General features: G+C 72.2%; 21 protein-coding genes. 11 read left to right on the top strand and 10 right to left on the bottom strand.

Annotated elements, in window-relative coordinates:
- Nucleotides 1–16: 16 nt before the first annotated feature.
- From ID554_RS23565 to ID554_RS23555, 3 genes are all read right to left on the bottom strand, one after another.
- Nucleotides 17–1,147 carry a glycosyltransferase family 4 protein gene (locus ID554_RS23565; protein ID WP_117228410.1) on the bottom strand — a complete coding sequence of 377 codons (1,131 nt, stop codon included), beginning with the start codon at nucleotides 1,145–1,147 and terminating at the stop codon, nucleotides 17–19.
- Entirely contained in the window at nucleotides 1,144–2,403 is a 1,260-nt protein-coding gene (locus ID554_RS23560; RefSeq protein ID WP_117228409.1) for a M48 family metallopeptidase, read from the bottom strand. Before ID554_RS23560 ends, ID554_RS23565 begins: the two co-directional genes overlap by 4 nt.
- 159 nt (nucleotides 2,404–2,562) lie before the next feature.
- Entirely contained in the window at nucleotides 2,563–3,987 is a 1,425-nt protein-coding gene (locus tag ID554_RS23555) for an NYN domain-containing protein (protein WP_117228408.1), read from the bottom strand.
- A gap of 136 nt (nucleotides 3,988–4,123) precedes the next feature.
- Between ID554_RS23555 and ID554_RS23550 the strand changes: the two genes are divergently transcribed.
- The 5 genes from ID554_RS23550 to ID554_RS23530 all read left to right on the top strand — a co-directional run bounded on the left by ID554_RS23550 (nucleotide 4,124) and on the right by ID554_RS23530 (nucleotide 9,698).
- Complete coding sequence (locus tag ID554_RS23550; protein ID WP_117228407.1) at nucleotides 4,124–5,878, top strand: DEDD exonuclease domain-containing protein; 1,755 nt, start codon at nucleotides 4,124–4,126, stop codon at nucleotides 5,876–5,878.
- Between the two features lie 130 nt (nucleotides 5,879–6,008).
- Nucleotides 6,009–7,796: a RelA/SpoT family protein gene (locus tag ID554_RS23545; protein WP_117228461.1), complete on the top strand. Its 1,788-nt coding sequence runs from the start codon at nucleotides 6,009–6,011 to the stop codon at nucleotides 7,794–7,796.
- A gap of 53 nt (nucleotides 7,797–7,849) precedes the next feature.
- Nucleotides 7,850–8,392 carry an NUDIX hydrolase gene (locus tag ID554_RS23540; RefSeq protein ID WP_117228406.1) on the top strand — a complete coding sequence of 181 codons (543 nt, stop codon included), beginning with the start codon at nucleotides 7,850–7,852 and terminating at the stop codon, nucleotides 8,390–8,392.
- Nucleotides 8,389–9,264 (top strand): nucleotidyltransferase family protein, encoded by an 876-nt coding sequence (locus tag ID554_RS23535; RefSeq protein ID WP_117228405.1) that lies wholly within the window; start codon nucleotides 8,389–8,391, stop codon nucleotides 9,262–9,264. Before ID554_RS23540 ends, ID554_RS23535 begins: the two co-directional genes overlap by 4 nt.
- Before the next feature lie 146 nt (nucleotides 9,265–9,410).
- The gene (locus ID554_RS23530) at nucleotides 9,411–9,698 is read left to right on the top strand and encodes an Lrp/AsnC family transcriptional regulator (protein ID WP_117228404.1); all 288 of its coding nucleotides are present in this window, start codon (nucleotides 9,411–9,413) and stop codon (nucleotides 9,696–9,698) included.
- Between the two features lie 119 nt (nucleotides 9,699–9,817).
- Here ID554_RS23530 and ID554_RS23525 read toward each other — a convergent pair whose 3' ends face one another.
- The 5 genes from ID554_RS23525 to ctaE form a co-directional block, all read right to left on the bottom strand.
- Nucleotides 9,818–10,501 (bottom strand): DUF4142 domain-containing protein, encoded by a 684-nt coding sequence (locus tag ID554_RS23525; RefSeq protein ID WP_117228403.1) that lies wholly within the window; start codon nucleotides 10,499–10,501, stop codon nucleotides 9,818–9,820.
- A gap of 165 nt (nucleotides 10,502–10,666) precedes the next feature.
- Complete coding sequence (gene qcrB, locus ID554_RS23520) at nucleotides 10,667–12,292, bottom strand: cytochrome bc1 complex cytochrome b subunit (protein ID WP_117228402.1); 1,626 nt, start codon at nucleotides 12,290–12,292, stop codon at nucleotides 10,667–10,669.
- The gene (gene qcrA / locus ID554_RS23515) at nucleotides 12,289–13,383 is read right to left on the bottom strand and encodes a cytochrome bc1 complex Rieske iron-sulfur subunit (protein WP_117228401.1); all 1,095 of its coding nucleotides are present in this window, start codon (nucleotides 13,381–13,383) and stop codon (nucleotides 12,289–12,291) included. Before qcrA ends, qcrB begins: the two co-directional genes overlap by 4 nt.
- Nucleotides 13,380–14,216 carry a cytochrome bc1 complex diheme cytochrome c subunit gene (qcrC, locus tag ID554_RS23510; protein WP_117228400.1) on the bottom strand — a complete coding sequence of 279 codons (837 nt, stop codon included), beginning with the start codon at nucleotides 14,214–14,216 and terminating at the stop codon, nucleotides 13,380–13,382. Before qcrC ends, qcrA begins: the two co-directional genes overlap by 4 nt.
- Nucleotides 14,217–14,288: 72 nt before the next feature.
- Complete coding sequence (gene ctaE, locus ID554_RS23505) at nucleotides 14,289–14,888, bottom strand: aa3-type cytochrome oxidase subunit III (RefSeq protein ID WP_191088617.1); 600 nt, start codon at nucleotides 14,886–14,888, stop codon at nucleotides 14,289–14,291.
- Between the two features lie 108 nt (nucleotides 14,889–14,996).
- Here ctaE and ID554_RS23500 point away from each other — a divergent pair, with 108 nt between their 5' ends.
- The 3 genes from ID554_RS23500 to trpD all read left to right on the top strand — a co-directional run bounded on the left by ID554_RS23500 (nucleotide 14,997) and on the right by trpD (nucleotide 17,712).
- Nucleotides 14,997–16,010: a cytochrome c oxidase assembly protein gene (locus tag ID554_RS23500; RefSeq protein WP_117228398.1), complete on the top strand. Its 1,014-nt coding sequence runs from the start codon at nucleotides 14,997–14,999 to the stop codon at nucleotides 16,008–16,010.
- A 174-nt stretch (nucleotides 16,011–16,184) separates the two neighbouring features.
- A complete protein-coding gene (locus tag ID554_RS23495) occupies nucleotides 16,185–16,580 on the top strand; it encodes a response regulator (RefSeq protein ID WP_117228397.1) in 396 nt (131 codons plus the stop codon).
- A gap of 88 nt (nucleotides 16,581–16,668) precedes the next feature.
- Entirely contained in the window at nucleotides 16,669–17,712 is a 1,044-nt protein-coding gene (gene trpD, locus ID554_RS23490; RefSeq protein ID WP_117228396.1) for an anthranilate phosphoribosyltransferase, read from the top strand.
- Between the two features lie 30 nt (nucleotides 17,713–17,742).
- Here trpD and ID554_RS23485 read toward each other — a convergent pair whose 3' ends face one another.
- Entirely contained in the window at nucleotides 17,743–18,171 is a 429-nt protein-coding gene (locus ID554_RS23485) for a cytochrome c oxidase subunit 4 (RefSeq protein WP_117228395.1), read from the bottom strand.
- Nucleotides 18,172–18,182: 11 nt separating this feature from the next.
- Nucleotides 18,183–19,154 carry an aa3-type cytochrome oxidase subunit II gene (gene ctaC, locus ID554_RS23480; RefSeq protein ID WP_117228394.1) on the bottom strand — a complete coding sequence of 324 codons (972 nt, stop codon included), beginning with the start codon at nucleotides 19,152–19,154 and terminating at the stop codon, nucleotides 18,183–18,185.
- Nucleotides 19,155–19,349: 195 nt separating this feature from the next.
- Here ctaC and ID554_RS23475 point away from each other — a divergent pair, with 195 nt between their 5' ends.
- The 3 genes from ID554_RS23475 to ID554_RS23465 all read left to right on the top strand — a co-directional run bounded on the left by ID554_RS23475 (nucleotide 19,350) and on the right by ID554_RS23465 (nucleotide 21,645).
- On the top strand, nucleotides 19,350–20,501 hold the full coding sequence (locus tag ID554_RS23475; RefSeq protein WP_117228393.1) for a cysteine desulfurase family protein: 1,152 nt from the start codon (nucleotides 19,350–19,352) through the stop codon (nucleotides 20,499–20,501).
- Complete coding sequence (locus ID554_RS23470) at nucleotides 20,498–20,722, top strand: sulfurtransferase TusA family protein (protein WP_117228392.1); 225 nt, start codon at nucleotides 20,498–20,500, stop codon at nucleotides 20,720–20,722. Before ID554_RS23475 ends, ID554_RS23470 begins: the two co-directional genes overlap by 4 nt.
- A 209-nt stretch (nucleotides 20,723–20,931) precedes the next feature.
- Entirely contained in the window at nucleotides 20,932–21,645 is a 714-nt protein-coding gene (locus tag ID554_RS23465) for a DUF5753 domain-containing protein (RefSeq protein WP_199489196.1), read from the top strand.
- Nucleotides 21,646–21,652 lie beyond the last annotated feature (7 nt).

The raw sequence follows: 21,652 nt of genomic DNA, 5'->3' as shown, positions 1-21,652 counted from the left end.
AGTAGGGGGCCCTTCCTTACACCGAGCCGGTGAGCAGGTCGGACAGGCGGCGGGCCTGGGTCTGCCAGCGCCACTCCCGTTCCACCCAGGCCCGACCGGCCGCGCCGAACTGGCGGGCCAGATCCCGGTCGGTGAGCAGGGTGACCAACCGGTCGGTCAGGTCGACGAGGTCCCGACCGTCCACCACGTACCCGGTCTCCCCGGCACGGACCGCGTCGGGCGCGCCGCCGGAGTCGCCGGCCACCACCGGCAGGCCGGCCGCCGACGCCTCCAGGTAGACGATGCCGAGTCCCTCGACGTCCAGCCCACGGTTGCGGGTGCGGCAGGGCATCGCGTAGACGTCGCCGGCCGCGTAGTGCGCCGGCAGCTCGGCCGCCGGGACGGAACCGGTGAAGACCACGTCCCGCTCCACCCCGGACTGGCGGGCCAGCCGGGCCAGCGCCGCCCGGTACGGGCCACCGCCGACCACCAGCAGCGCGGCGTCGGGCACCCGGCGGCGGATCAGCGGCAGCGCCCGGATCAGCATGTCCTGCCCCTTGCGCGGCACGAGCCGGGACACGCAGACCACCGCCGGCCGGTCGGACAGCCCCAACCGGTGCCGTACCGCGCTGCCGTCGACCGCCGGGTGGTAGAGGTCGACGTCCACCCCGGGAGCGAGCCGGCGCAGGTCGGTCAGCCCGTCCAGAGCCCGCGCCAACCGGGTGCGGGTGTACTCGCCGAGGTAGGTCACCACGTCGGAGTCCCGGCCGATGCGTCGCAGTGCGGCCCGGGCCACCGGCAGTGCCGCCCAGCCCACCTCGTGCCCGTGGGTGAGGGCGACGACCCGCCGGACGTCGGCCCGGCGGCGCAGTCCGTGCGCGAGCAGGCCGAGCGGGGCCGCCGCGCCGAACCAGACCGTGTCGCAGTCGTACGTGCGGGCCAGCCGCGCCGCCCGCCGGGCGATCAGCGGGGTGGGCAGCAGCACCTTGGTACGTTCGCGCACCACCTCGAACGGCTGGTCGGCGTCGAACTTGTCGGCGTCGGGCCAGCTCGACGCGTAGACCACCACCGAGCCGGCCCGCTGGTGCACCGCGAGGTTGTGCACGAAGGACTGGATCCCGCCCGGCCGGGGCGGGAAGTCGTTCGTGATCAACAATGTGCGGCTCATCGGCCGGCCTCTCGGGCGTGGGCGCGGGCGGCGGCGATCCGCTCCACGGTGGACGGGTGCGTGGCGGAGTAGAGGTACTCCCAGCGGGGCGGGTCCGGGTCGCCGAGGTTGACCGAGGAGATGCGGCGTTGCATCGCCTCGAACGCGGCCGGGTCGCCGGTCAGCGCCAACGCGTGCGCGTCGGCGCGTGCCTCCAGTCGCCGCGACATCAGCGCCTGCACCGGTGTGAACACCAGTCCGGCCACCGTGGCCAGGGCGAGCAGCAGCGGGAACGCGCGGGGCTGGGCGACCGAGTCGACTCCGGCCATGCGCAGCAGCGGCGGCCAGGAGCCGATCAGGTGGAGCGCCACCACGGCGGCTGCCGCGCCCAGCGCACCGGTGCTCGTGAAGATCGGTACGTCCCGGTCGCGGGCGTGGCCCAGTTCGTGCGCCACGACGGCCTTCACCTCGGCCGGGGTCGCCTCGCGCAGCAGCGTGTCGTAGACCACCACCCGCCGGGTCGGGCCGAGCCCGGAGACGTACGCGTTCACCGCGCTGGTGCGGCGGGACGCGTCGGCCACCAGCACGTCGCGCACCGGCACGCCGTCGCGTTCGGCCAGTTCCATCAGCTCGGTACGCAACGGGCCCGGTTCCATCGGGCTGAACCGGTTGAACACCGGTTCGACGAGCACCGGCAGCACGAAGGAGAGCAGCACCACCAGGGTGGCCGCGCCGACCGCGCCGAACGCCCACCACCAGCGGGGTGCCAGCCGGATCACGGTGTAGAAGCCGAGCAGGGCCACTGCGCCGATCACCGCGCTGACCGCGTACGACTTGAGCAGGTCCACCGTCCAGCCGCCCCACCCGTTGGTGGCCAGCCCGTAGCGGGTGAACACGCTGTGCCGCCAGGCGGAGAACGGCAGCGTCAACAGGTCGGCGACGAGGACCACGGCCAGCCCGCCGAGGATCGCCTGGGCGATCCAGTGGTCACCGAAGGGGCGCCCGGCCAGCTCGACCAGGCGACTGCCCAGCGGGGTCAGCCCGAGCGCCAGCGCCACCAGCAGCCCGATGCCCAGCGCCGCCCAACGGCCGGGGCGCAACGCCGCGCGGAACTCGCGGGCCCGCTCGACCTGCTCGGCGGGCAGGTCACGCAGCGCCGCGAGCTGGTCGGCCCGGGGCGCTGGCGGGCGGTGCCACGGGATCAGCACCAGCGCGGCCAGCACCACGGCGACGCCGAGGAAGGCCAGAGTGAGCACCGCCCAGCCGCGTGGACTCACCGCGTCACCCCGCCGTGATCACGGCCGGCACCGGGTACGACGCCCGCCGTGCGCCTCATCTCGCCCCTCCTGTCGCCATGGGCGCTCATCCTATTGCCCGCCGCGACCGGGGCCCGCCCCAGCCGATCGCACCGCCCCGGCCGAGCACATCCGGCCCGGTCAGGAGCGGGACAGCCGCCGCAGCAGCGAATCCGCTCCCAGCGGGTACGCGCCGTGGCGGCGTACCCCGTCGGCGACCTCGCGGTCGGAGGACACCACCACCACCGCCCGGCCGGGCGGCTCGGCGCGTACCAGCCTGCGGATCAGTTCGTCGGCGGTCTCCCCCTTACGGGAGAACAGCACCCGCACCCCGCGTGGGGTGGGCGGCAGGCCGTGCATTCGTTCGGCGCCGTCGAAGACGACGGTGACCTCGTCACCGGTCTGTGCCGCGATGCCGCCGAGCCCGGTGATCAGGCGCTTGCGCTGCTGCTCCAGGGACATCTCGCCGAAGCCGCGCTTTGTCACGTTGTACCCGTCGACCACCAGGTGCGCCCGGGGCAGCGCGAGCAGTTGGTCCAACCGGCCCGGGTCGTCGGTGTCCTGGGCGCGGGCGGCGGCACCGGCGGCGGTGACCGTCGACGAGTCGGCGTAGGCGTCCGCGACGAAGTCGGCCGGCAGCTTGTCGACCGGGTCCAGGGCCAGCTCGCGGCGCAGCCCGAGGGCGGCCTGACCGATGGTCTCCAGCAGCAGCCACAGCCGCGCGTCGTCGACCGAGCGGGCCTCCTTGGCGCTGGCGCGGGCCACCCCGGCCGCCGCCTCGGCCTCGGCCAGCCGGGCCCGGGCCCGGCGCAGCTCGGCGTCGACGTCGGCCGTCGCGCGGGCGGCCCGGCCCCGCTCGGTGGCGAGCAGTTCGCCCGCCCGGCGCTCGCGGGCCTGGGTCTCCCGGAGCGTACGGGCCAGTTGGCGGGCCTCTTCCCGAAGCTGGCCCAGCTCCTCGCGGACCCGGGCCAGCTCGTCGCGCAGCTTGTCGGCCTCGACCCGGGCCACCGCCCGGTCGTGCTCGGCGCGGGTGGCCCGTTGCTCGGCCAGGCGGACCAGCTCGGCCACCACCGCGCTGTCCGCCTCGGCCCGGACCGCCGCGCCGCTGGCGTCGATCAACTCCCGCCAGCCACGGGGTCGGGCCAGGTAGGCGAGGGCCGCCACCTCGACCGGGTCGGCGGCGGCGGGTGCGGTCCCCTCCACCACGGCGGTGCCGAGGTCACCGGCGTCGGCCAGAACCCGGGCGGTGACCCGCTGCCGGAACAGCGGATCGGCCGTTAGCTGGGCGGCGATCACGGGCGCGCCGAGTCGGGCCCGGCGGTTGGGGGCGAATTTGGCGACCCGGCGCAGCGGCACGGGCACCTCGTCGGCGGGCAGGCTGGGCAGCACGGCGGCGGTGAGCGAGACGATCCGTTGCCGGACCGGCTCAGGCAGGCTCGGCTCCGGCTCCACCGGTTCGTCGGTGGTCGCCGCCCCGTCGGCCGAACCCGCCTCACCAGCCGCCGTCACCTCGACGACCTGCTCCTCCTGCGGGAGGTTGTCGTCGGACGGCTCGGTGAGGGGCATGTGGCAAGTCTCCCACCGCGACCGGGCCCACCGCCTGGTGAGTGAGCCGATCTCTCATCCTAGACCGGGGGTGGCGCGCGGAGCCGCTGGGACGCCCGGGACGGGAGTGTCGCACCGTCCGGTTAGCGTGCCCGCGATGGCACAGCAGGAGTACCTCCAGCCGGCGCTGGCCGGGCTCAACCCGACCGTCGACGGCATCGACCCGGCGCTGCCCCTGTACGCGACGACGTTCGTGGTGGTCGACCTGGAGACCACCGGCGGGGCCCCGGACGGCGGCGGGATCACCGAGATCGGCGCGGTCAAGGTCCGGGGTGGCGAGGAGTTGGGGGTGCTCGGGACCCTGGTCAATCCCGGGGTGCCGATTCCGCCGTTCATCACCGTGCTGACCGGCATCACGCAGGCGATGCTGCTGCCCGCGCCACCGATCGAGCAGGTGCTGCCGAGCTTCCTGGAGTTCGTCGCGGACGCCGTCCTGGTCGCCCACAACGCGCCGTACGACGTCGGTTTCCTCAAGGCCGCCTGTGCCGAGCACGGTCACCGCTGGCCGAACCCGCGGGTGTTGGACACCGCCGCGCTGGCCCGGCGGGTGCTACTGCGTGACGAGGTGCCCAACCGCAAGCTCGCCACCCTGGCCGCGTACTTCCGGGCCGGCACCCAGCCGACCCACCGGGCGCTGGACGACGCGCGGGCCACCGTGGACGTCCTGCACGGGCTCATCGGCCGGCTCGGCGGCCACCGGGTCGACACCATCGGCGACGCCATCGAGTTCTCCCGCGCGGTCACCCCGACCCAGCGTCGCAAGCGACACCTCGCCGAGGGGCTGCCCCGGTCCCCCGGCGTCTACATCTTCCGGGCCGCCGACGACCGGCCACTCTATGTGGGCACGTCCCGGGACATCGCCACCCGGGTACGCAGCTACTTCACCGCCGCCGAGAAACGCGCCCGGATGTCGGAGATGCTGGCCGCCGCCGAGCGCGTCGAGGCGGTCGAGTGCGCGCACTCGCTGGAGGCCGAGGTGCGCGAGCTGCGGCTGATCGGGGCGCACGCGCCGCCGTACAACCGGCGGTCGAAGTTCCCGGAGCGGGTGGTCTGGCTGAAGCTGACCGACGGGCCGTACCCCCGGCTGTCGGTGGTCCGGGAGATCTCCCCCGACGACCGCGCCTACCTCGGTCCGTTCACCTCTCGGCGCGTCGCCGAGCTGGCCGCCGCCGGTTTCCACGACGCGGTGCCGCTGCGCCAGTGCACCCACCGGCTGTCGCTGCGCACGGTCACCCCCGCCTGCGCCCTTGCCGAGCTCGGTCGCTGCCCGGCGCCCTGCGAGCACCGGATCACCCCGCAGGAGTACGACGCCCGCGCGGTGCAGCCGTTCGCCACCGCCACCACCGGTGACCCGCAGCCGGTAGTGGACGCCCTGCTCGCCCGGATCGAGGCGCTCGCCGCCGCCCAGCGCTACGAGGAGGCCGCGACGCTGCGGTCCCGGCTGGCCGCGGTGCTGCGGGCCACCGTCCGCATGCAGCGGCTCGCCGCGCTGAGCGGGATCGCCGAGCTGGCCGCCGCCCGACCGGCCGCCGGGGGCGGCTGGGAGCTGGCGCTGGTGCGGCACGGCCGGCTGGCCGGTGCCGGGGTCTCCCCGGCCGGCGTCCACCCTCGACCGACGCTCTCCGCGATCCGGGCGACCGCCGAGACGGTGCCGCCCGGTCACGGTCCGGTCCCGGCGGCCAGCCCGGAGGAGTCGGAACGGATCCTGTCCTGGTTGGAACGACCGGAGACCCGGCTGGTCGAGATGTCGGACGGTTGGGCCTCCCCGGTGGCCGGCGCGGGCCGGTTCCGCGACCTGCTGGAGAAGGCCGAGAGCGGCGCTTCCCACCAACTCCGGTCCGAACGCTCATGAGCAACTGACCGATCGGACTACGTCGGCTCACTTACTCTGTTAAGGGAGTGCAGTCCTGCCCGTTTCGAGGGTCTGTTCCCGGTTGCCGGTCTCCCGGCGCTCGCGGGGCGGGCGTGAGGGGGTGTCCCAGGTGGACGTCGACGCCGGACACGGCGCCGCCCTGGGCGGTGCGCTTCCGACACAGCCGGGTGAACTGCCCCTGACCCGCCGGCTCCGCTCGCTGCTGACCTGGCCCACCGCCGAGACCGAACCGGTCGGCCAACTGGTCCGCACGCACCGTGCCATCCACACCGGCACCGACCCGGCGGTGCTGCGCCGGGCGTACACCATCGCCGAGAACATGCACCGGGGGCAGTTCCGCAAGAGCGGGGAGCCGTTCATCACGCACCCGCTCGCGGTCGCCGAGATCTGCGCCGAGCTGGGCATGGACAGCACCACCCTGGTCGCGGCACTGCTGCACGACACGGTGGAGGACACCCGCTACACGCTGCAGGCGCTGGCCGAGGACTTCGGTCACGAGGTGGCGCACCTGGTCGACGGGGTGACCAAGTTCGACAAGGCGTTCTACGGCAAGGCCGCCGAGGCGGAGACCATCCGCAAGATGATCATCGCGGCCGGCAAGGACGTCCGGGTGCTGGTCATCAAGCTCGCCGACCGCCTGCACAACATGCGTACCCTGGGCGTGCGCTCGGCGGCGTCACGAGAGCGGATCGCCCGCAAGACGCAGGAGGTGCTGGTGCCCCTCTGCGACCGGCTCGGCATCCAGACCCTCAAACGGGAACTGGACGACGTGGTGCTGCTGCACCTGGAGCCGGACGAGCACGCCCGCATCGCCCGTCACGTGCACGACCGCCCCGGGTGGGACGGCTACCTCGCCGAGGTGGTGGCCCAGGCCCGAGTGGCGTTGCGCCGGGGCCGGGTGGACGCCACGGTGGCCCCCCGCCCCCGGCACCTCTACTCGATCTGGAAGGACACCGTCGCCGGCGCGCACACCGTGCCGTACGACCTGCCCCGGATCACCGTCGTGGTGGACGGCCCGCCCACCGACTGTTACGCCGCCCTCGGCGCGATCCACGGGCTGTGGCGGCCGGTGCCGGGCCGCTTCAAGGACTTCATCGCCTCGCCGAAGAACAACCTGTACCGCTCACTGCACACCACCGTCTGCGGCCCCAAGAACCGCACCGTCGAGGTGCTGATCCGCACCGTGGAGATGAACCGCTCCGCCGAGTACGGCGTGGTCGCCGACTTCCGCTTCCCGCGCTCCGGCGGTGCCACCGCCCGCGCCGAGCAACTCGACTGGCTGCGCCGGGTGCTCGACTGGGAGCAGGACGCCGCCGACCCGGCGCAGTTCCTCCAGTCGCTGCGCTGCGACCTGTCCGAGGCGCAGATCCAGGTGGTCGCCGACGGCCGGCAGATCGTCCTGCCCGCCGGGGCCACCCCGGTCGACCTGGCGTACGAGCTGGGCACCGACCGGGGTGACCGTTGTCTTGCCGCCCGGATCAACGGCCGGCTGGTGCCGCTCTCCTCCGAGTTGGAGGAGGGCGACGTGGTCGAGATCTTCACCGAGACCGACGCGGAAAGCGGCCTGGACGCCGAGGTCGCCCCGCGCGGCCCCCGCCGGGAGTGGCTCGGCTTCGTCAAGTCGCCGCACGCGCAGATGCAGATCAACAGGTGGTTCGCCGACCACAGCGAGCCGGGCATCTCGATCAGCGACAAGGTGCGCCTCGGCCGGGCCACCATCGGGCTGGCCCTGCGCCAGCACAACCGGGGTCTGGCCAGTGACCTGCCGCTGCTGCGGCTGTCGGAGGAGCTCGGCTACCCGGACCTGGAGACCCTGCTGGTCGCGGTCTTCGACCGGGTGATCGAGCCGGACGCCGTGGTACGCCAGCTCATCGACCTGGTCGACCACCGGCAGTGACCGGCCGGCCGTCCCGCGACGCGCGCCCGGCGTACGGCCACTAGCCTGGAACCATGATCCCCCGCTCGCGCCGCGCCGCACGCGCCGTCGCGTACCAGGTCTTCTATCGGCTGCCCCTGCCGCTACGTCGTCAACTGGTCCGGATGGCGGTACCCAAGTACATCGTCGGCGCCGTCACGCTGCTGCGCGACAGCGAGGCCGAGGGTGCCGGTCGGCTGCTGCTGCTGCGCCAGCCGCCGGGTCGGGGGTGGACGCTCCCCGCCGGGCTGCTGCAACGCGGCGAGAACCCGGCGGTCGGCGCGGCCCGTGAGCTGCACGAGGAGACCGGCGTCCGGCTCGCTCCGGCCCGGCTGACCCCGGCCACGCCGAACGCGATCGTGCACGCCAAGGGCTGGGTCGACATGGTCTTCACCGCCGAGGTGCCGGCCTCGACCACCAAGCTGAAGGTGGACGGGGCGGAGGTCTTCGAGGCCGTCTGGCACCCGCTGGACGACCTGCCCAAGCTGACCTGGCCCACCGCCCGACTGCTCGCCTACTACGGCATCGGCCCGCTGACCGGGCAGTTCCCGCCGCCACTGCCGGACACCGCGCCATGAGCGGCCCCGACTCCGGCCGCACCGACCCACCTGCCGGCGGGATCTGCGCGGTGGTGCTCGCCGCCGGGGAGGGCACCCGGCTGCGCCCGCTGACCGAGCGGGTACCCAAGGCGCTCTGCCCGGTGGGCAACGTGTCGCTGCTCGACCGGGCCCTGGCCCGGCTCGCCAATCTCGACCTGACCGGGCCGAAGGCGGTCGCCGTCAACGCCAGCTACCTCGGCGAGCAGGTCGTCGAGCGGGTCGGTACGCGCGCCCACCTCTCCGTCGAACCGGACGGCCCGCTCGGCACCGCCGGTGGGGTGGGGAAGCTGCGGGACTGGATCGCCGGGCGGGGCGTACTGGTCGGCAACGCCGACGCGTACCTGGCCGACCCGGCGGCACCGCCCGGGCCGGACATCGCCGCGCTGCTGCGGGGCTGGGACGGCGACTCGGTACGCCTGCTCGGCCAGCCCGCACCGGACCCCACCGCACCGGGCACCTTCGACGGTCACGTCTTCACCGGGTTCTCGCTGCTCCCCTGGCGGCTGGTCCGCGACCTGCCCGCGGTCTTCGGCGACCTGGTCCGGACGGTCTGGCGGCCGGCCGAGGCCGACGGCCGACTGACCGTGGTCCCCTACCGGGGAACCTTCGTCGACACCGGCACCCCGGCCGACTACCTCGCCGCCAACCTGCACGCGGCCGGCGACGGCAGCCTGGTCGACCCGACCGCCACCGTCACCGGCGGCTGCCACCGCAGCGTCGTCGGCGCGGGCGCCACCGTGGCCGGCAAGGTGACCCGCAGCGTCGTCTGGCCGGGGGCCACCGTCGAGACCGGCGAACGGCTGCACGAGGTGATCCGCACCGCCACCGGCCTCACCGTCCCGGCCGCCTGACACCCGGCGAGGCTCCAGCACTCCGGGGGCTGGTCCGGCACTCCGGGGGCTGGTCCGGCACTCGGGAGCGGGTCCGGCACTCCGGCGCGGGTCCGGTGGGCAGGCCATAGCATGGGCAGCGACGCCGACGAACGGAGAGACCTGCCGTGATCACCGCGATCGTCCTGATCGACTGCGCCACCGACTCGATCCCCGAGGTGGCCGAGGCGCTGGCCGACCTGCCCGGGGTCAGCGAGGTCTACTCGGTGGCCGGGCACGTCGACCTGATCGCCATGGTCCGGGTCCGCGAGTTCGAGGAGATCGCGCAGATCATCGCCGGCAGCATCTCCAAGGTGCCCGGAGTGCTCAACACCGAGTCGCACATCGCGTTCCGCGCGTACTCCCGGCACGACCTGGAGGAGGCGTTCGCGATCGGTCTGGGCGCCACCGACTGAGGCGTCACCACACCGCTCCCGGCCCCGACGCCGAGGTGAGGACGCGGTCCGCTTCCTGCCACGACGGGGCGAGCCGGTCCATCCATGGGACGGACCGACTCGCCGCGTTCACCGCCGGATCAGCTCTGCTGCGGCACCGGAACCTCGGTGCCACCCGGCACCGGCGACTCCGTGCCGCCCGGGGCCTGCTCGGTGACGCCCGGAGCCGGGGTGGTGCCACCTGGAGCCGGTGCCGTGCCACCCGGGCTCGGTGTGCCGCTGGCGCTGGCCTCCGGGACCGGGATGCCCAGTTCCTCCGCCAGCGTCACCAGGGCGTCGTAGTGCGCCTGCAACACCGGCAGCGCGGTCTGCGCGAGCTGGACCACCTGCGTCTCGGTGCCCTGCGAGATCTCCGTCTGGGTCGCCTGGATGGCCTGCAGGTGACCGGCCAGGCCCTGGGTCACCCAGAGCCGGTCGAACTCCTCACCACTGGCGTTGTTCAGCTGGTCGAGAGCCGTCCGCTGATCAGGGGTGGGCTCGTTCGGCAACTGGACGTTGAGCTGTCCGGCCACGTCCTGCACCGACTGGTCCAGCTCGGTGTGGTCCGTGACGAACTGCTGCGCCAGGTCCTTGACCTGCTGGTTCTGGCCCTTCTGCTGAGCCAGCTCACCAGCCGCGATCTCGTACAGATTGACCTGGTGAATCGCCTGCAGGTACTGCGTGTCCTGCTCCGAAGGCTGCGCCGCCGCCTGCGCTGCCGCGGCGGGCGCGACGCCCACCAGCACCAGTGCGGCCAGCAGGCCGAGGCGTTTGATACCCAACATGCTTCCTCCCCGTTGAGACGTTGGACCGCACGGATACCCGGCTGGCCGGGGTTATTCCTGCGATCCGACGACGGGCGGGAAGCCCTGCCGGGGGTGCGGAAGGCCCACAACGGGCGTGGCGCCCGCCGGAGGACTCCGGCGGGCGCCACGTCACGGTGACGGACCTCAGCGGCGGGACTCGCCGCTGCCGATCTCCTCGCGCTCGGCGCGCGGCTCGACGGGCGGGTGGCCCGGCGAGACCGGCGCCTCGGCCGGCTTCTCGATCGGGTAGAAGAAGCCCCGGATCGCCGGGCCGAGGGCTCCGAGCCGGTTCATCTTCTTCGGCACCACCCAGCCCGCGTACTCCAGCTCGGTGTGCCCGTGCTCGTCGGGCGTGGTCAGCGGCTGGTGCACCTCGACGAACCGACCGTCCGGCAGGCGCCGGATGATGCCGGTCTCCACGCCGTGGGCCAGCACCTCCCGATCGTGCTGCTGCAGACCGAGGCAGATCCGGTAGGTCACGTAGTACGCCAGCGGTGGGAGGAGCAGCAGACCGATCCGGCCCCCCCAGGTCATCGCGTTCAGGCTGATATGGAACTTGTCGGCGATGACGTCGTTCGCACCGGAGAGCGTCAGGATCACGTAGAAGGTGATGGCCATGGCGCCCAGGCCGGTCCGGAACGGCACGTCGCGGGGACGCTGGAGCAGGTTGTGGCTCCGGTAGTCCTTGAGGTAGCGGGCCTCCATGAACGGATAGAGCATGGAGAGCCCGACCAGGATGCCCGGTAGCACCACTGTCGGCCAGAACAGCGGCGGGATCACGTATCCGTCGCCGATGGGTAGGGTGATCTCCCAGTCCGGCATCAACCGGGTCGAACCGTCCAGGAACATGACATACCAGTCGGGCTGGCTGGCCGCCGAGACCACCCACGCCTCGTACGGTCCGAACAGCCAGAGCGGGTTGATCTGGATCAGGCCACCCATCAGCGCGATCACGCCGAAGACGACCATGAAGAAGCCGCCCTGCTTGATCGCGTACCGGGGGAACATCCGCTCGCCCACGACATTGTTGTTGGTCCGGCCCGGGCCGGGCCACTGGGTGTGCTTCTGCTTGAAGACCAGCCCCAGGTGGACGCTGATCAGCGCGACGAGCAGAGCCGGGATGAGCAGCACGTGGGCGATGAAGAACCGGCTGATGATGATCGTGCCGGGGAACTCGCCGTCGAAGACCGCCGCAGTCACCCAGGTGCCGATCACCGGGATGGACAGCATGATCGCCGAAGCGATCCGCAGACCGGTGCCGGAGAGGCCGTCGTCCGGCAGCGAGTAGCCGGTGAAGCCGGCGAGGAAGCCCACCCAGAACAGCAGCGAACCGATGATCCAGTTGGTCTCACGCGGCTTGCGGAACGCACCGGTGAAGAAGATCCGGAGCATGTGCACCACGATCGCCGCCATGAACAGCAGCGCGGCCCAGTGGTGCATCTGCCGCATGATCAGGCCGCCCCGGACGTCGAACGAGATGTCCAGCGTCGAGGCGTACGCGGCCGACATCGGCGTACCCCGCAGCGGGGCGTAGCTGCCGTTGTAGATGACCTCGGTCATCGTCGGCTCGAAGAAGAACGTCAGGAAGACACCGGTCAGCAGCAGGACGATGAACGAGAACAGCGCAATCTCGCCCAGCAGGAACGACCAGTGGTCGGGGAAGACCTTGTTGAGCAGCTTACGCAGGGGGGTGGCCGCCTGGAAGCGGTCGTCGACCGCCCGGGCGGTGTTGCCCGGCACCGCTGCTACGTCAAACTTGCGCCGCTTCACGGCCGCTCCCAGAAGTCGGGCCCGACGGGTTCGGTGTAGTCGGACGTCGCCACGAAGTAGCCCTCGGAGTCCACCTCGATCGGCAGCTGTGGCAGCCGCCGGCTGGCCGGACCGAAGATGGGCTTGGCGTTGTCGGTGATCAGGAACTGCGACTGGTGGCACGGGCAGAGCAGGCGGTTGGTCTGCTGCTCGTAGAGGCTCGCCGGGCAGCCGGCGTGCGTGCAGATCTTCGAGTAGGCGGCGTAGTTGCCCCACATGTAGTCGCCGTGGCCCTCGCGCTCGTTGTTGCGGCGCGAGATCTCGGCGTCGGCGTCCCGCAGGTGGATCAGCAGGGTCGGCGAGTCGGCGTACCGGTTGCTCACCCCGTGCTCGATGCCCGGGAAGACGGTGATCTGGCCGCCGACGCTGATGTCGGCGGGGCGGATCGGCCGGCCGTCCTCGCGGACCAGCCGGATCTTCTGGCCGTCCTGCGGGGCGAAGCCGGTGGTCATCATCTGGTCGTTCGCGTGCGGGTCGGAGATCAGGCCACCGACCAGCGGCGCCGCGGCGACCGCGCCGACCGGCACCAGACCGGCCAGCAGCGACATGCCGAGCAGTGGGCGGCGCTTCACGCCCAGCTCGTCGGCCATGTAGAGCATGGTCTGGCCGGTGATCTTCTGGTCCTCGGCGGAGACGCCCTCGTGCCGGTCCTGGATCGACACCTCCTTGGGCAGCAGCTTCTTGCCCCAGGTGAGGATGCCGAAGCCGATACCGAGCAGGGCGATGCCGAGGGTCGTGCCGAGCAGCGGGGTGAAGTACTTGTCCCCGCCGCGACCCGGCTGGTACTCCCAGGGCCACCAGATGTAGACCACCAGGAAGGCCGTCGCGGCCAGGCCGGTGATCAGGAACATCGCGGCCACCGTACGGACCAGCCGGCGCTCGGCCTTGCTGCCCGGGACCACCTGCTCCTCGTAGTGGACGATCTCGATGTCGTCCCGGCGGGCGCCCTCGCGGACGATGTCGAACCGGCTCAGCGCCGGGTCGTTCACGTCCACCGTGTCGTGGCCCGAGCGGGCCGGCTGCTCGGTGTGGGTGCTCGTTCGCTCGGTCACGACTTGCCCGCAATCCACAGGCTGGCGAAGACGAGCGCGACGATGCCGACCAGGAAGATCGCAATCCCCTCGGTGGAGGGTCCGTACCGGCCCAGGTTGAACCCTCCCGGGTCGCCGTCCGAATTCAGGGTCTGCTGGATGTAGGCGATGATGTCGGCCTTCTGCTCCGGCGTGATCTGGTTGTCACCGAAGACCGGCATGTTCTGCGGGCCGCTCAGCATCGCGGCGTAGATCTGCCGGTCGGTGGCCGGCGCGAGGCTCGGCGCGTACTTGCCGGAGGAGAGGGCGCCGCCACCGCCGCTGAAGGCGTGGCACTGCGAGCAGTTGATCCGGTACAGCTCGCCGCCGATCGCGACGTTCCCGTCCTCGTGGAGATTGTCGCCGGCGGGCACGACCGGGCCGCCACCGAGCTCCTGGACGTACGCGGCGAGCTGGTCGATCTCGTCCGGGCTGAACACCACGGGTTTGCGTGCCGCCTGGGCCTCCTGCCGGGCCATCGGCATCCGGCCCGAGCTGACCTGGAACTCGACCGAGGCCGCGCCGACGCCGATGAGGCTCGGCCCGCGCCCCTCGACCCCCTGCGCGTTGCGACCGTGACAGGTCACACAGCTCACGTCGAACAGCGCCTTGCCGTCGGCGGCGGCGCTGCTCAGCGGCGGGTTTTCCTGCGCCGACGCACTCGGGGCGAGGACGGTGTAGGCACCGCCGGCCAGCATCAGCGCGGCGACCAGCCGGACCGCGGCACCCAGCCGGCGGCGGCCCCTGCTGGGCGCCACGGGCCGCCCGCGCAGCCGCGCGAGCAGGCCGCGTCGGCGGTCGTTGTCAGAAGTCATGACCTGTGTCCTTAACCGGTTGGACCTTGTCTGCGGGGGTGAAGCAGCGGCACGGCGCGAGACGCGCCAAGATCACTGAAGCCAGTAGATCATGGCGTAGAGCCCGATCCAGACCACGTCGACGAAGTGCCAGTAGTACGACACGACGATCGCCGAGGTGGCCTGGGCCGGCGTGAACCGGCCCATGGTGCTGCGGATCATGAAGATCACGAAGGCGACCAGACCTCCGGCCACGTGCAGGCCGTGGAAACCGGTGGTCAGGTAGAACATCGACCCGTAGCCATCGGCATTGATCTTGACACCGTGGCTGACCAGTTCCCGGTACTCGTAGAGCTGGCCGAGCATGAAGATCAGGCCCATCACGAAGGTGATCGTGAACCAGCGCCGCAGCGCGTGCACGTCGCCCCGCTCGGCGGCGAACACGCCGATCTGGCAGGTCACCGAGGACAGCACCAGGATCGTCGTGAACGTCGTCGCGTACGGGACGTTCAGGACCTCGGTGTGCATCGCCCACTGCTCCGGCGCCGCCGCGCGGATGGAGAAGTACATGGCGAACAGCGCCGCGAAGAACATGAGCTCGCTGGAGAGCCAGACGATCGTCCCGACGCTGACCATGTTGGGCCGCGTCAGAGAGTGGATCCGGCTCTTGTCAATGGCTGGGGCCGCAGTCACGCGGTCATTATTGCCGTTGACCACGGCCGGCGATCAGCGGGGGGTGAAACCCGTGGTCGGAGTGGCCCGATCGGTACCGTCCGGTTCGCCTGGCCTAGGCTGATTGGCGTGCTGGAAACCGACCCGATCACGCTGGCCGCATCGGCCGCGCCGCAGCTGACGGCGGGCGCGATCAGCCCGGCGACGGTCCCGGTGACCGGCGGTGCCGGGTGGCTCGCGGCCGACGCCGGCCTGCCGCCCTTCCAGATCACCGCCGTGGTCACCGAGGCCAGGCTGGACAATTGGCTCGCCGTCGTCCTGGTCGTCGCCGCCGCCCTCTACCTCTACGGAGTGCACCGGCTGCGGCTGCGCGGGGACCGCTGGCCGATCGCCCGGACGGTCTTCTTCCTCGGGCCCGGCCTGGGCGGCATCGCCTCGGTCACGGTCAGCGGGCTGCACGCGTACGACACCACGCTGCTGTCGGTGCACATGGTGCAGCACATGGCGCTCTCCATGATCGCGCCGATCTTCCTGGCGCTGGGCGCGCCGGTGACGCTGGCCCTGCGTACGCTGCCGACCCGCCCCCGCAAGCGGCTGCTGGCGGTGCTGCACAGCCGGATCGTGCGGATCTGGACGTTCCCGCTGGTGGCGTTCGCCATCTTCGTGGTGAACCCGTTCGCGCTGTACTTCACCGACCTGTACCGCTACACCCTGGAACACGTCTGGGCGCACGAGGTGGTGCACGCGCACTTCATCATGACCGGCTGCCTGTTCTTCTGGCCCCTGGTCGGCCTGGACCCGCTGCCCGGGCGCTGGCCGTACCCGGGCCGCGCCCTGCTGATGCTGCTGTCGGTGCCGTTCCACACCGTGCTCGGGCTGACCGTCATGCAGAGCAGCACGCTCTTCGGCGGCGACTGGTACCCCTCGCTCGGGCTGACCTGGGCCGACCCGTGGGACGACCAGGTCCTCGCCGGTGGCATCCTCTGGGCCGGCGGCGAGTTCGTCAGCGTGACGATGCTCGGCGTCCTGGTGGTGCAGTGGATGCGCTCGGCCGAGCGGGAGGCCCGCCGGGTCGACCGCGAGCTGGACCGCCAGGAGGCCCGGCAACGCGCCGCGGAGTCCGCCGCCGGCTCCCCCACCTGAGCCGGTCGGCGGGGCGCGCGGGGCGGCGTGTCCCGGGCGTCGGCACGACCGGTACGATCGGCGGCGCAGCTACGAGGTGGGAGCAAGTCTGACCATGAGCGAGCGTGGCGAGCGAGTCATCGGACTCGGTGCGGTGGTGCCAGCGGACGGCACGGAGCGAAGCGGAGTGTCGGCATGAGTGAGCGTCTGTGCACCGTCCTGCTCTACAGCGACGACCCGCAGGTGCGGGACAGGATGCGGCTCGCCGTGGGCACCCGCCCCGCGTCCGACCTGCGCGTCGAGTTCGTCGAGGCGTCCACCTACGCCGAGTGCGTCCGCGTGGTCGACGACTACGAGATCGACCTGATGCTGCTCGACGGTGAGGCCAGCCCCGGTGGCGGTCTCGGCATCGCCCGGCAGGTCAAGGACGACTACGAGAACGCCCCGCCGACCTGCGTGGTGATCGCCCGCGCCGCCGACCGATGGCTGGCCGCGTACGCCGAGGTCGACGCCACCCTGGTCCACCCGCTCGACCCGGTGACCACCGCCGCCACGGTGGCCGAGGTCCTGCGGACGCACGCACCCGCCTGACGCTCGCCCGACTCCGGCACCGCCACGGCGCCGGGCGAGCCGGCGCCGGTCCCGTCCCACCCGCACTCGTCTGCTCGGGAGGCCCGTCATGGGCGATCGGACCTGGCCACACCTGCTCACCGCGCTGCTGCGCGGCGAGGAACTCTCCGCCGCCGACACCGCCTGGGCGATGGGCGAGATCATGTCCGGCTCGGCCGCGCCCGCCCAGATCGCCGGCTTCGCCGTGGCGCTGCGCGCCAAGGGCGAGACCCCGGCCGAGGTGACCGGGCTGGTGGAGGCGATGCTCGGCCAGGCCGTCCCGGTCGAGCTGCCCGAGGAGGTACGCGCCACCGCGCTGGACGTGGTCGGCACCGGTGGCGACCTGGCGCACACCGTGAACATCTCCACGATGACCGCGCTGGTGGTAGCCGGGGCGGGTGTACGCGTGGTCAAGCACGGCAACCGGGCCGCCTCGTCCTCCTGCGGCACGGCCGACCTGCTGGAATTCCTCGGCATCCCGCTGGACCTCGGTCCCGAGGGGGTGGCCCGGTGCGTCGAGGCGGCCGGCATCGGCTTCTGCTTCGCCGCCCGCTTCCACCCCGGCATGCGGCACGCCGGTCCGGTCCGCCGTGAGCTGGGCGTACCCACCGCCTTCAACTTCCTCGGCCCGCTCACCAACCCGGCCCGTCCCCCTGCCGGTGCCGTCGGCTGCTTCGACTCGACCATGGCACCGGTGATGGCCGCCGTCTTCGCCGCCCGGGGCGACTCGGTCGTCGTGATGCGCGGCGAGGACGGGCTCGACGAGTTCACCACCGCCGCGCCCACCCGCTTCTGGATCGCGCAGGGCGGCACCGTCAGGGAGACCGTGGTGGACGCCACTGACCTCGGGGTGCCCCGCTCCACCCTCAGCGACCTGCGTGGCGGAGACGCCGCCTACAACGCCGCCGTGGCCCGTCGGCTACTCGCCGGCGAACCCGGCCCGGTACGCGACGCCGTGCTGGTCAACGCCGCTGCGGCGCTGGCCACCCAGGGCCCGTTGGACGGTGACCTGCCCACCGCCCTGCGCGCCGGTTTGCACCGGGCCGCCGAGTCGATCGACTCCGGCAACGCCGCCCGCACGCTCGACCGCTGGATCGAGGTCGCCACCGCCTGACCCAGCCCATTCACCAGGTCGTGATGCGGGTCAGTGCTCGGCGGTGCGCCGGGTGCCGCTGTAGTACTCGAACAGCAGGCCGCAGGTGGCGGAGACCACTGCCACCATGCCGAGCACGAGCAGCCAGAGCTGCCAGAACACCAGGCCGAGGCCGGCGATCGCGGCGGCCAGGGCCAGCCCGAACGGCCAGTAGCTGCCGGGGCTGAAGAAGCCGATCTCGCCCGCGCCGTCGGCGATCTCACCGTCGGGCCGGTCCTCCGGACGCAGGTCGATCCGGCGGGAGACGAACCAGAAGAAGCCGCCGCACATCGAGCAGAGCAGGAACGACAGCAGCAGGGCCACGGTACCGATCCACTCGACCCGACCGCCCGATTCGGCATAGGTCCAGCCACCGTAGAGGGCGGTCGCGAAGAGCAGGAACGCGGCGATGATGAGGAAGATGCGCCACTCGGTCTTCATCCGGCGTTACCTCAGCTTCCCGCGCCGGCCGTGGTGCTGGCCTGGTTGAAGTTGTCCTGGGTACGGCGCGTCTCGAACGGCTTGGTGGTCACCGCGTACGGGTCCTCACCGATCGAGGTCAGCGCGTCCTGCGTCGACGCGCCGTCCTGCTTGGCGGCGAGGAAACGGGCGAAGTTCTCCGGCGAGACGACCCGCAGCTCGAAGTTCATAAAGGCGTGGTAGCTGCCGCACAGCTCGGCGCAACGGCCCACGTACGCGCCCTCGGACTCCAGCGAGGAAACTTCGAAGACGTTGCGGATGCTGCCCGGCATCACGTCCCGCTTGAACAGCATCTCCGGCACCCAGAACGAGTGGATGACGTCCTTGCTGGTCTCCTCGAACCGGATGGACCGGTTGCTCGGCAGCACCAGGATCGGGATGACCTCACTGGTGCCCAGCACCGAGGCGGTGGTGTTGGCGTCCACACCCTGGCCGTCGCGGTAGTTGAACTGCCAGTTCCACTTGAAGGCGACCACCTCGACGGTCACGTCGGGGTTGTTGGTGGTCTTCACCACGTCGGTCTGCACGACCGCGGTGTAGTAGAAGAGCACGGCCACCACCAGCACCGGCGCGATGGTGTAGAGAAACTCCATCGGCAGGTTGTAGCGGGTCTGCACGGGCAGCTCGTTGCCGCGCTTGCGGTAGCGCACCACGCACCAGAAGATCAGGCCCCAGACGAAGACGCCGACCACCAGCGCGGCGATGCACGAGGCGATCCACAGGTCGTACATCCGCCGGGACTCCGGCGTGATGCCGCCCTGGGGCCAGCCGAAGCCGCCGAACGCCGCGCCGACGTCACAACCCGTGAGCAGGACCAGCAGCGCCGCCCCACCGAAGCCGAGCCCGGTAAGACGCCCGGCGCGACGCCCCCGACGCCCGACGGCTCCTGGGGATGCGCTGCGCCGTACGGCCGTCGGCCGTACCTCCGAACTCCTTGCGACCACCTGGTCCTGCCTCCCTAGCGCGCCGCGGTGCTTCCTCGATCCGGCCGGCTCCGCCGGGCGGAGCCACCGCACCAGCGGCAAAGGCGTCACCGACGGTCGCAGATTACTCGACTATGACGGGCTCGACCCGGTTGGGGTCAGTCTCCGCCCTGGACGGGGGATCTTGCGCCGACCGAGGCGATAGCGTGGGCAGACGTGATTCCTTCCCCGGTCTACCTGGACGCGGCCACCGCCGCGCCGCTGCATCCGGTCGCCCGGCAGGCGCTGCTGGCCGCCCTCGACGACGGTTGGTCCGACCCCGGCCGGCTCTACACCCAGGCCCGCCGCGCCCGCCAGTTGCTCGACGCCGCCCGCGAGGCGGCGGCGGACACCCTCGGCGTACGCCCCGACGAACTCTCCTTCACCTCCAGCGGTACGACCGCCTCGCACGCCGCCGTGCTGGGTGGCCTGGCCGGTCGCCGACGTGCCGGGGCGAGGCTGGTGCACTCGGCGATCGAGCACTCGGCCGTGCTGCACGCCGCCGAGCAGCACGTGGCGCGGGGCGGTACCGCGACCGAGGTGCCGGTCGACCGGTCCGGCCGGCTGGATCTGGACGCCTGGTCGGCGGCGGTGGCGGAACCCGGGGTGGCGCTGGCCGCGCTGATCGCCGCCAGCCACGAGGTGGGCACCGTCCAGCCGGTCGAGGCCGCTGCGGCCGACTGTGCCGAGGCGGGGGTGCCGCTGCACGTCGACGCCGCCCAGGTCGTGGGCCGGGTACCGGTGCCGGCCGGCTGGTCGGTGTTGACCGCGAGCGCCCGCAAGTGGGGCGGGCCGCCCGGGGTCGGGCTGCTGGTGGTACGCAAGGGCACCCGCTGGGAGTCGCCATGGCCGGCGGACGAGCACGAGTCGGGGCGTACGCCCGGCACGGTCAACCTGCCGGCGGTGGTCGCGGCGGCGGCGAGCCTGCGCGCGGCGGCGGCCGACGCCGACGCCGAGGCGGTCCGGCTGACGCCGCTGGTGGACCGGATCCGGACCCGGGTGGCGGCCGACGTGCCGGACGTGGAGGTGGTGGGCGATCCCGAGCGGCGGCTGCCGCACCTGGTCACCTTCTCCTGCCTCTATGTCGACGGCGAGGCGTTGCTGCACGCGTTGGACCGGCGGGGTTTCGCGGTGTCGTCGGGCTCCTCCTGCACCTCGTCGACGTTGCGCCCGTCGCACGTGCTGGAGGCGATGGGGGCGCTGTCGCACGGCAACGTCCGCGTCTCGCTGCACCGGAACACCACCGAGGCGGACGTGGAGCGGTTCCTCGCCGAGTTGCCGCAGATCGTGGCCGATCTGCGGGCCGAGGCGGGGGTGGTGGGGCTGTGACGACCCCCGACGAGGTCCTCGACTGCCTCGGTCAGCGGTGCCCACTGCCGGTGATCGCACTGGCCCGCCGACTGCCCGAACTCCCGGTCGGCGCGGTGATCCGGGTGCTCGCCGACGACCCGGCGGCGGCGGTCGACATCCCGGCCTGGTGCCGGATGCGCCAGCAGGAGTTCCTGGGCGCCGCACCCGGCCCCGGCTACGACGTCCGCCGGTCGGCGTGAAAGGCGACGTCCGCCGGACGCGGTGAAAGGAAGGGCACCTTATTAACGCCTCGTGCATAGGAAGGGCCCCCTACTAACACCGCACCTAACACCGCGACGGCGCGTCGACCCAGAGCAGTCGCAGCCCGACGACCGGCACGGGAAGAGATGCGTACGGCGGTGTCCGGGCTCCGGACCGCACCGGCATCGGCAAGCCGAAGCTCGGCCACATGGAGACCGGGCGCTACCAGCAGTTCCCCGACGACATCGCGGCCGTGTTGAGCGCCTGCGGCGGGGACCAGCCCGCCATCGACCGGCTCACCGCGCTCGCCACCCGGTCGGACGCCAAGACCTGGTGGGCACCGTGGGCCAACGTGATGCCGGACTGGTTCAAGACGTACGTCGGCCTGGAAGGTCTCGCCGACGGCGCCTTCGTCTCCGAGTCGATGGTGATCCCCGGCCTGCTTCAGACCGAGAGCTACGCCCAGGCCCTGACTCTCGGCACCGGCTTCGTCCGTCCCGATCACGCCGAGCGTTTCGTGTCGTTCCGGCAGACGCGGGCGCAGCGGTTGACCGACGACGATCCGCTGACCCTGCACGCGGTGCTCGGCGAGGCCGCGCAACGCCTGCGGGTCAACGGGGACGAGACGCGGCAGGCCCAGCTCGCCCACCTGGCGGCCATGTCGGAGCTGCCGAACGTGACGGTGCAGGTGCTGCGCCCCGAGGACGGCCCGCATGCCGCGACTCCGTTGGGCAAGTTCGTCCTGCTGGACTTCGCCCACGTCCGGCCGATCGCCTACACCGAGGTCCTCGACGGGGCGATGTACGTGCAGGACCCGGACGGCGTACGGACTTATAGAATGGTGGCCGACAACCTGCGCCAGGTCGCCCTCTCGCCCGCCGAGTCGCGCGCATTGATCAGGGAGTTGGCCGGCGCGGCCTAGCCCCCGG

The organism is Micromonospora craniellae, from assembly GCF_014764405.1.
Classification (GTDB): domain Bacteria; phylum Actinomycetota; class Actinomycetes; order Mycobacteriales; family Micromonosporaceae; genus Micromonospora; species Micromonospora craniellae.
This window is presented reverse-complemented; position numbering and strand designations above follow the sequence as displayed.

What these genes read in the sequence shown, in the direction of transcription:
- ID554_RS23565 (WP_117228410.1), bottom strand. Translation starts at nt 1,147, where the DNA reads ATGAGCCGCACATTGTTGATCACGAACGACTTCCCGCCCCGGCCGGGC.
- ID554_RS23555 (WP_117228408.1), bottom strand. Translation starts at nt 3,987, where the DNA reads ATGCCCCTCACCGAGCCGTCCGACGACAACCTCCCGCAGGAGGAGCAG.
- ID554_RS23550 (WP_117228407.1), top strand. Translation starts at nt 4,124, where the DNA reads ATGGCACAGCAGGAGTACCTCCAGCCGGCGCTGGCCGGGCTCAACCCG.
- ID554_RS23540 (WP_117228406.1), top strand. Translation starts at nt 7,850, where the DNA reads ATGATCCCCCGCTCGCGCCGCGCCGCACGCGCCGTCGCGTACCAGGTC.
- ID554_RS23535 (WP_117228405.1), top strand. Translation starts at nt 8,389, where the DNA reads ATGAGCGGCCCCGACTCCGGCCGCACCGACCCACCTGCCGGCGGGATC.
- ID554_RS23525 (WP_117228403.1), bottom strand. Translation starts at nt 10,501, where the DNA reads ATGTTGGGTATCAAACGCCTCGGCCTGCTGGCCGCACTGGTGCTGGTG.
- qcrC (WP_117228400.1), bottom strand. Translation starts at nt 14,216, where the DNA reads ATGACTTCTGACAACGACCGCCGACGCGGCCTGCTCGCGCGGCTGCGC.
- ID554_RS23495 (WP_117228397.1), top strand. Translation starts at nt 16,185, where the DNA reads ATGAGTGAGCGTCTGTGCACCGTCCTGCTCTACAGCGACGACCCGCAG.
- trpD (WP_117228396.1), top strand. Translation starts at nt 16,669, where the DNA reads ATGGGCGATCGGACCTGGCCACACCTGCTCACCGCGCTGCTGCGCGGC.
- ID554_RS23485 (WP_117228395.1), bottom strand. Translation starts at nt 18,171, where the DNA reads ATGAAGACCGAGTGGCGCATCTTCCTCATCATCGCCGCGTTCCTGCTC.
- ID554_RS23465 (WP_199489196.1), top strand. Translation starts at nt 20,932, where the DNA reads ATGGAGACCGGGCGCTACCAGCAGTTCCCCGACGACATCGCGGCCGTG.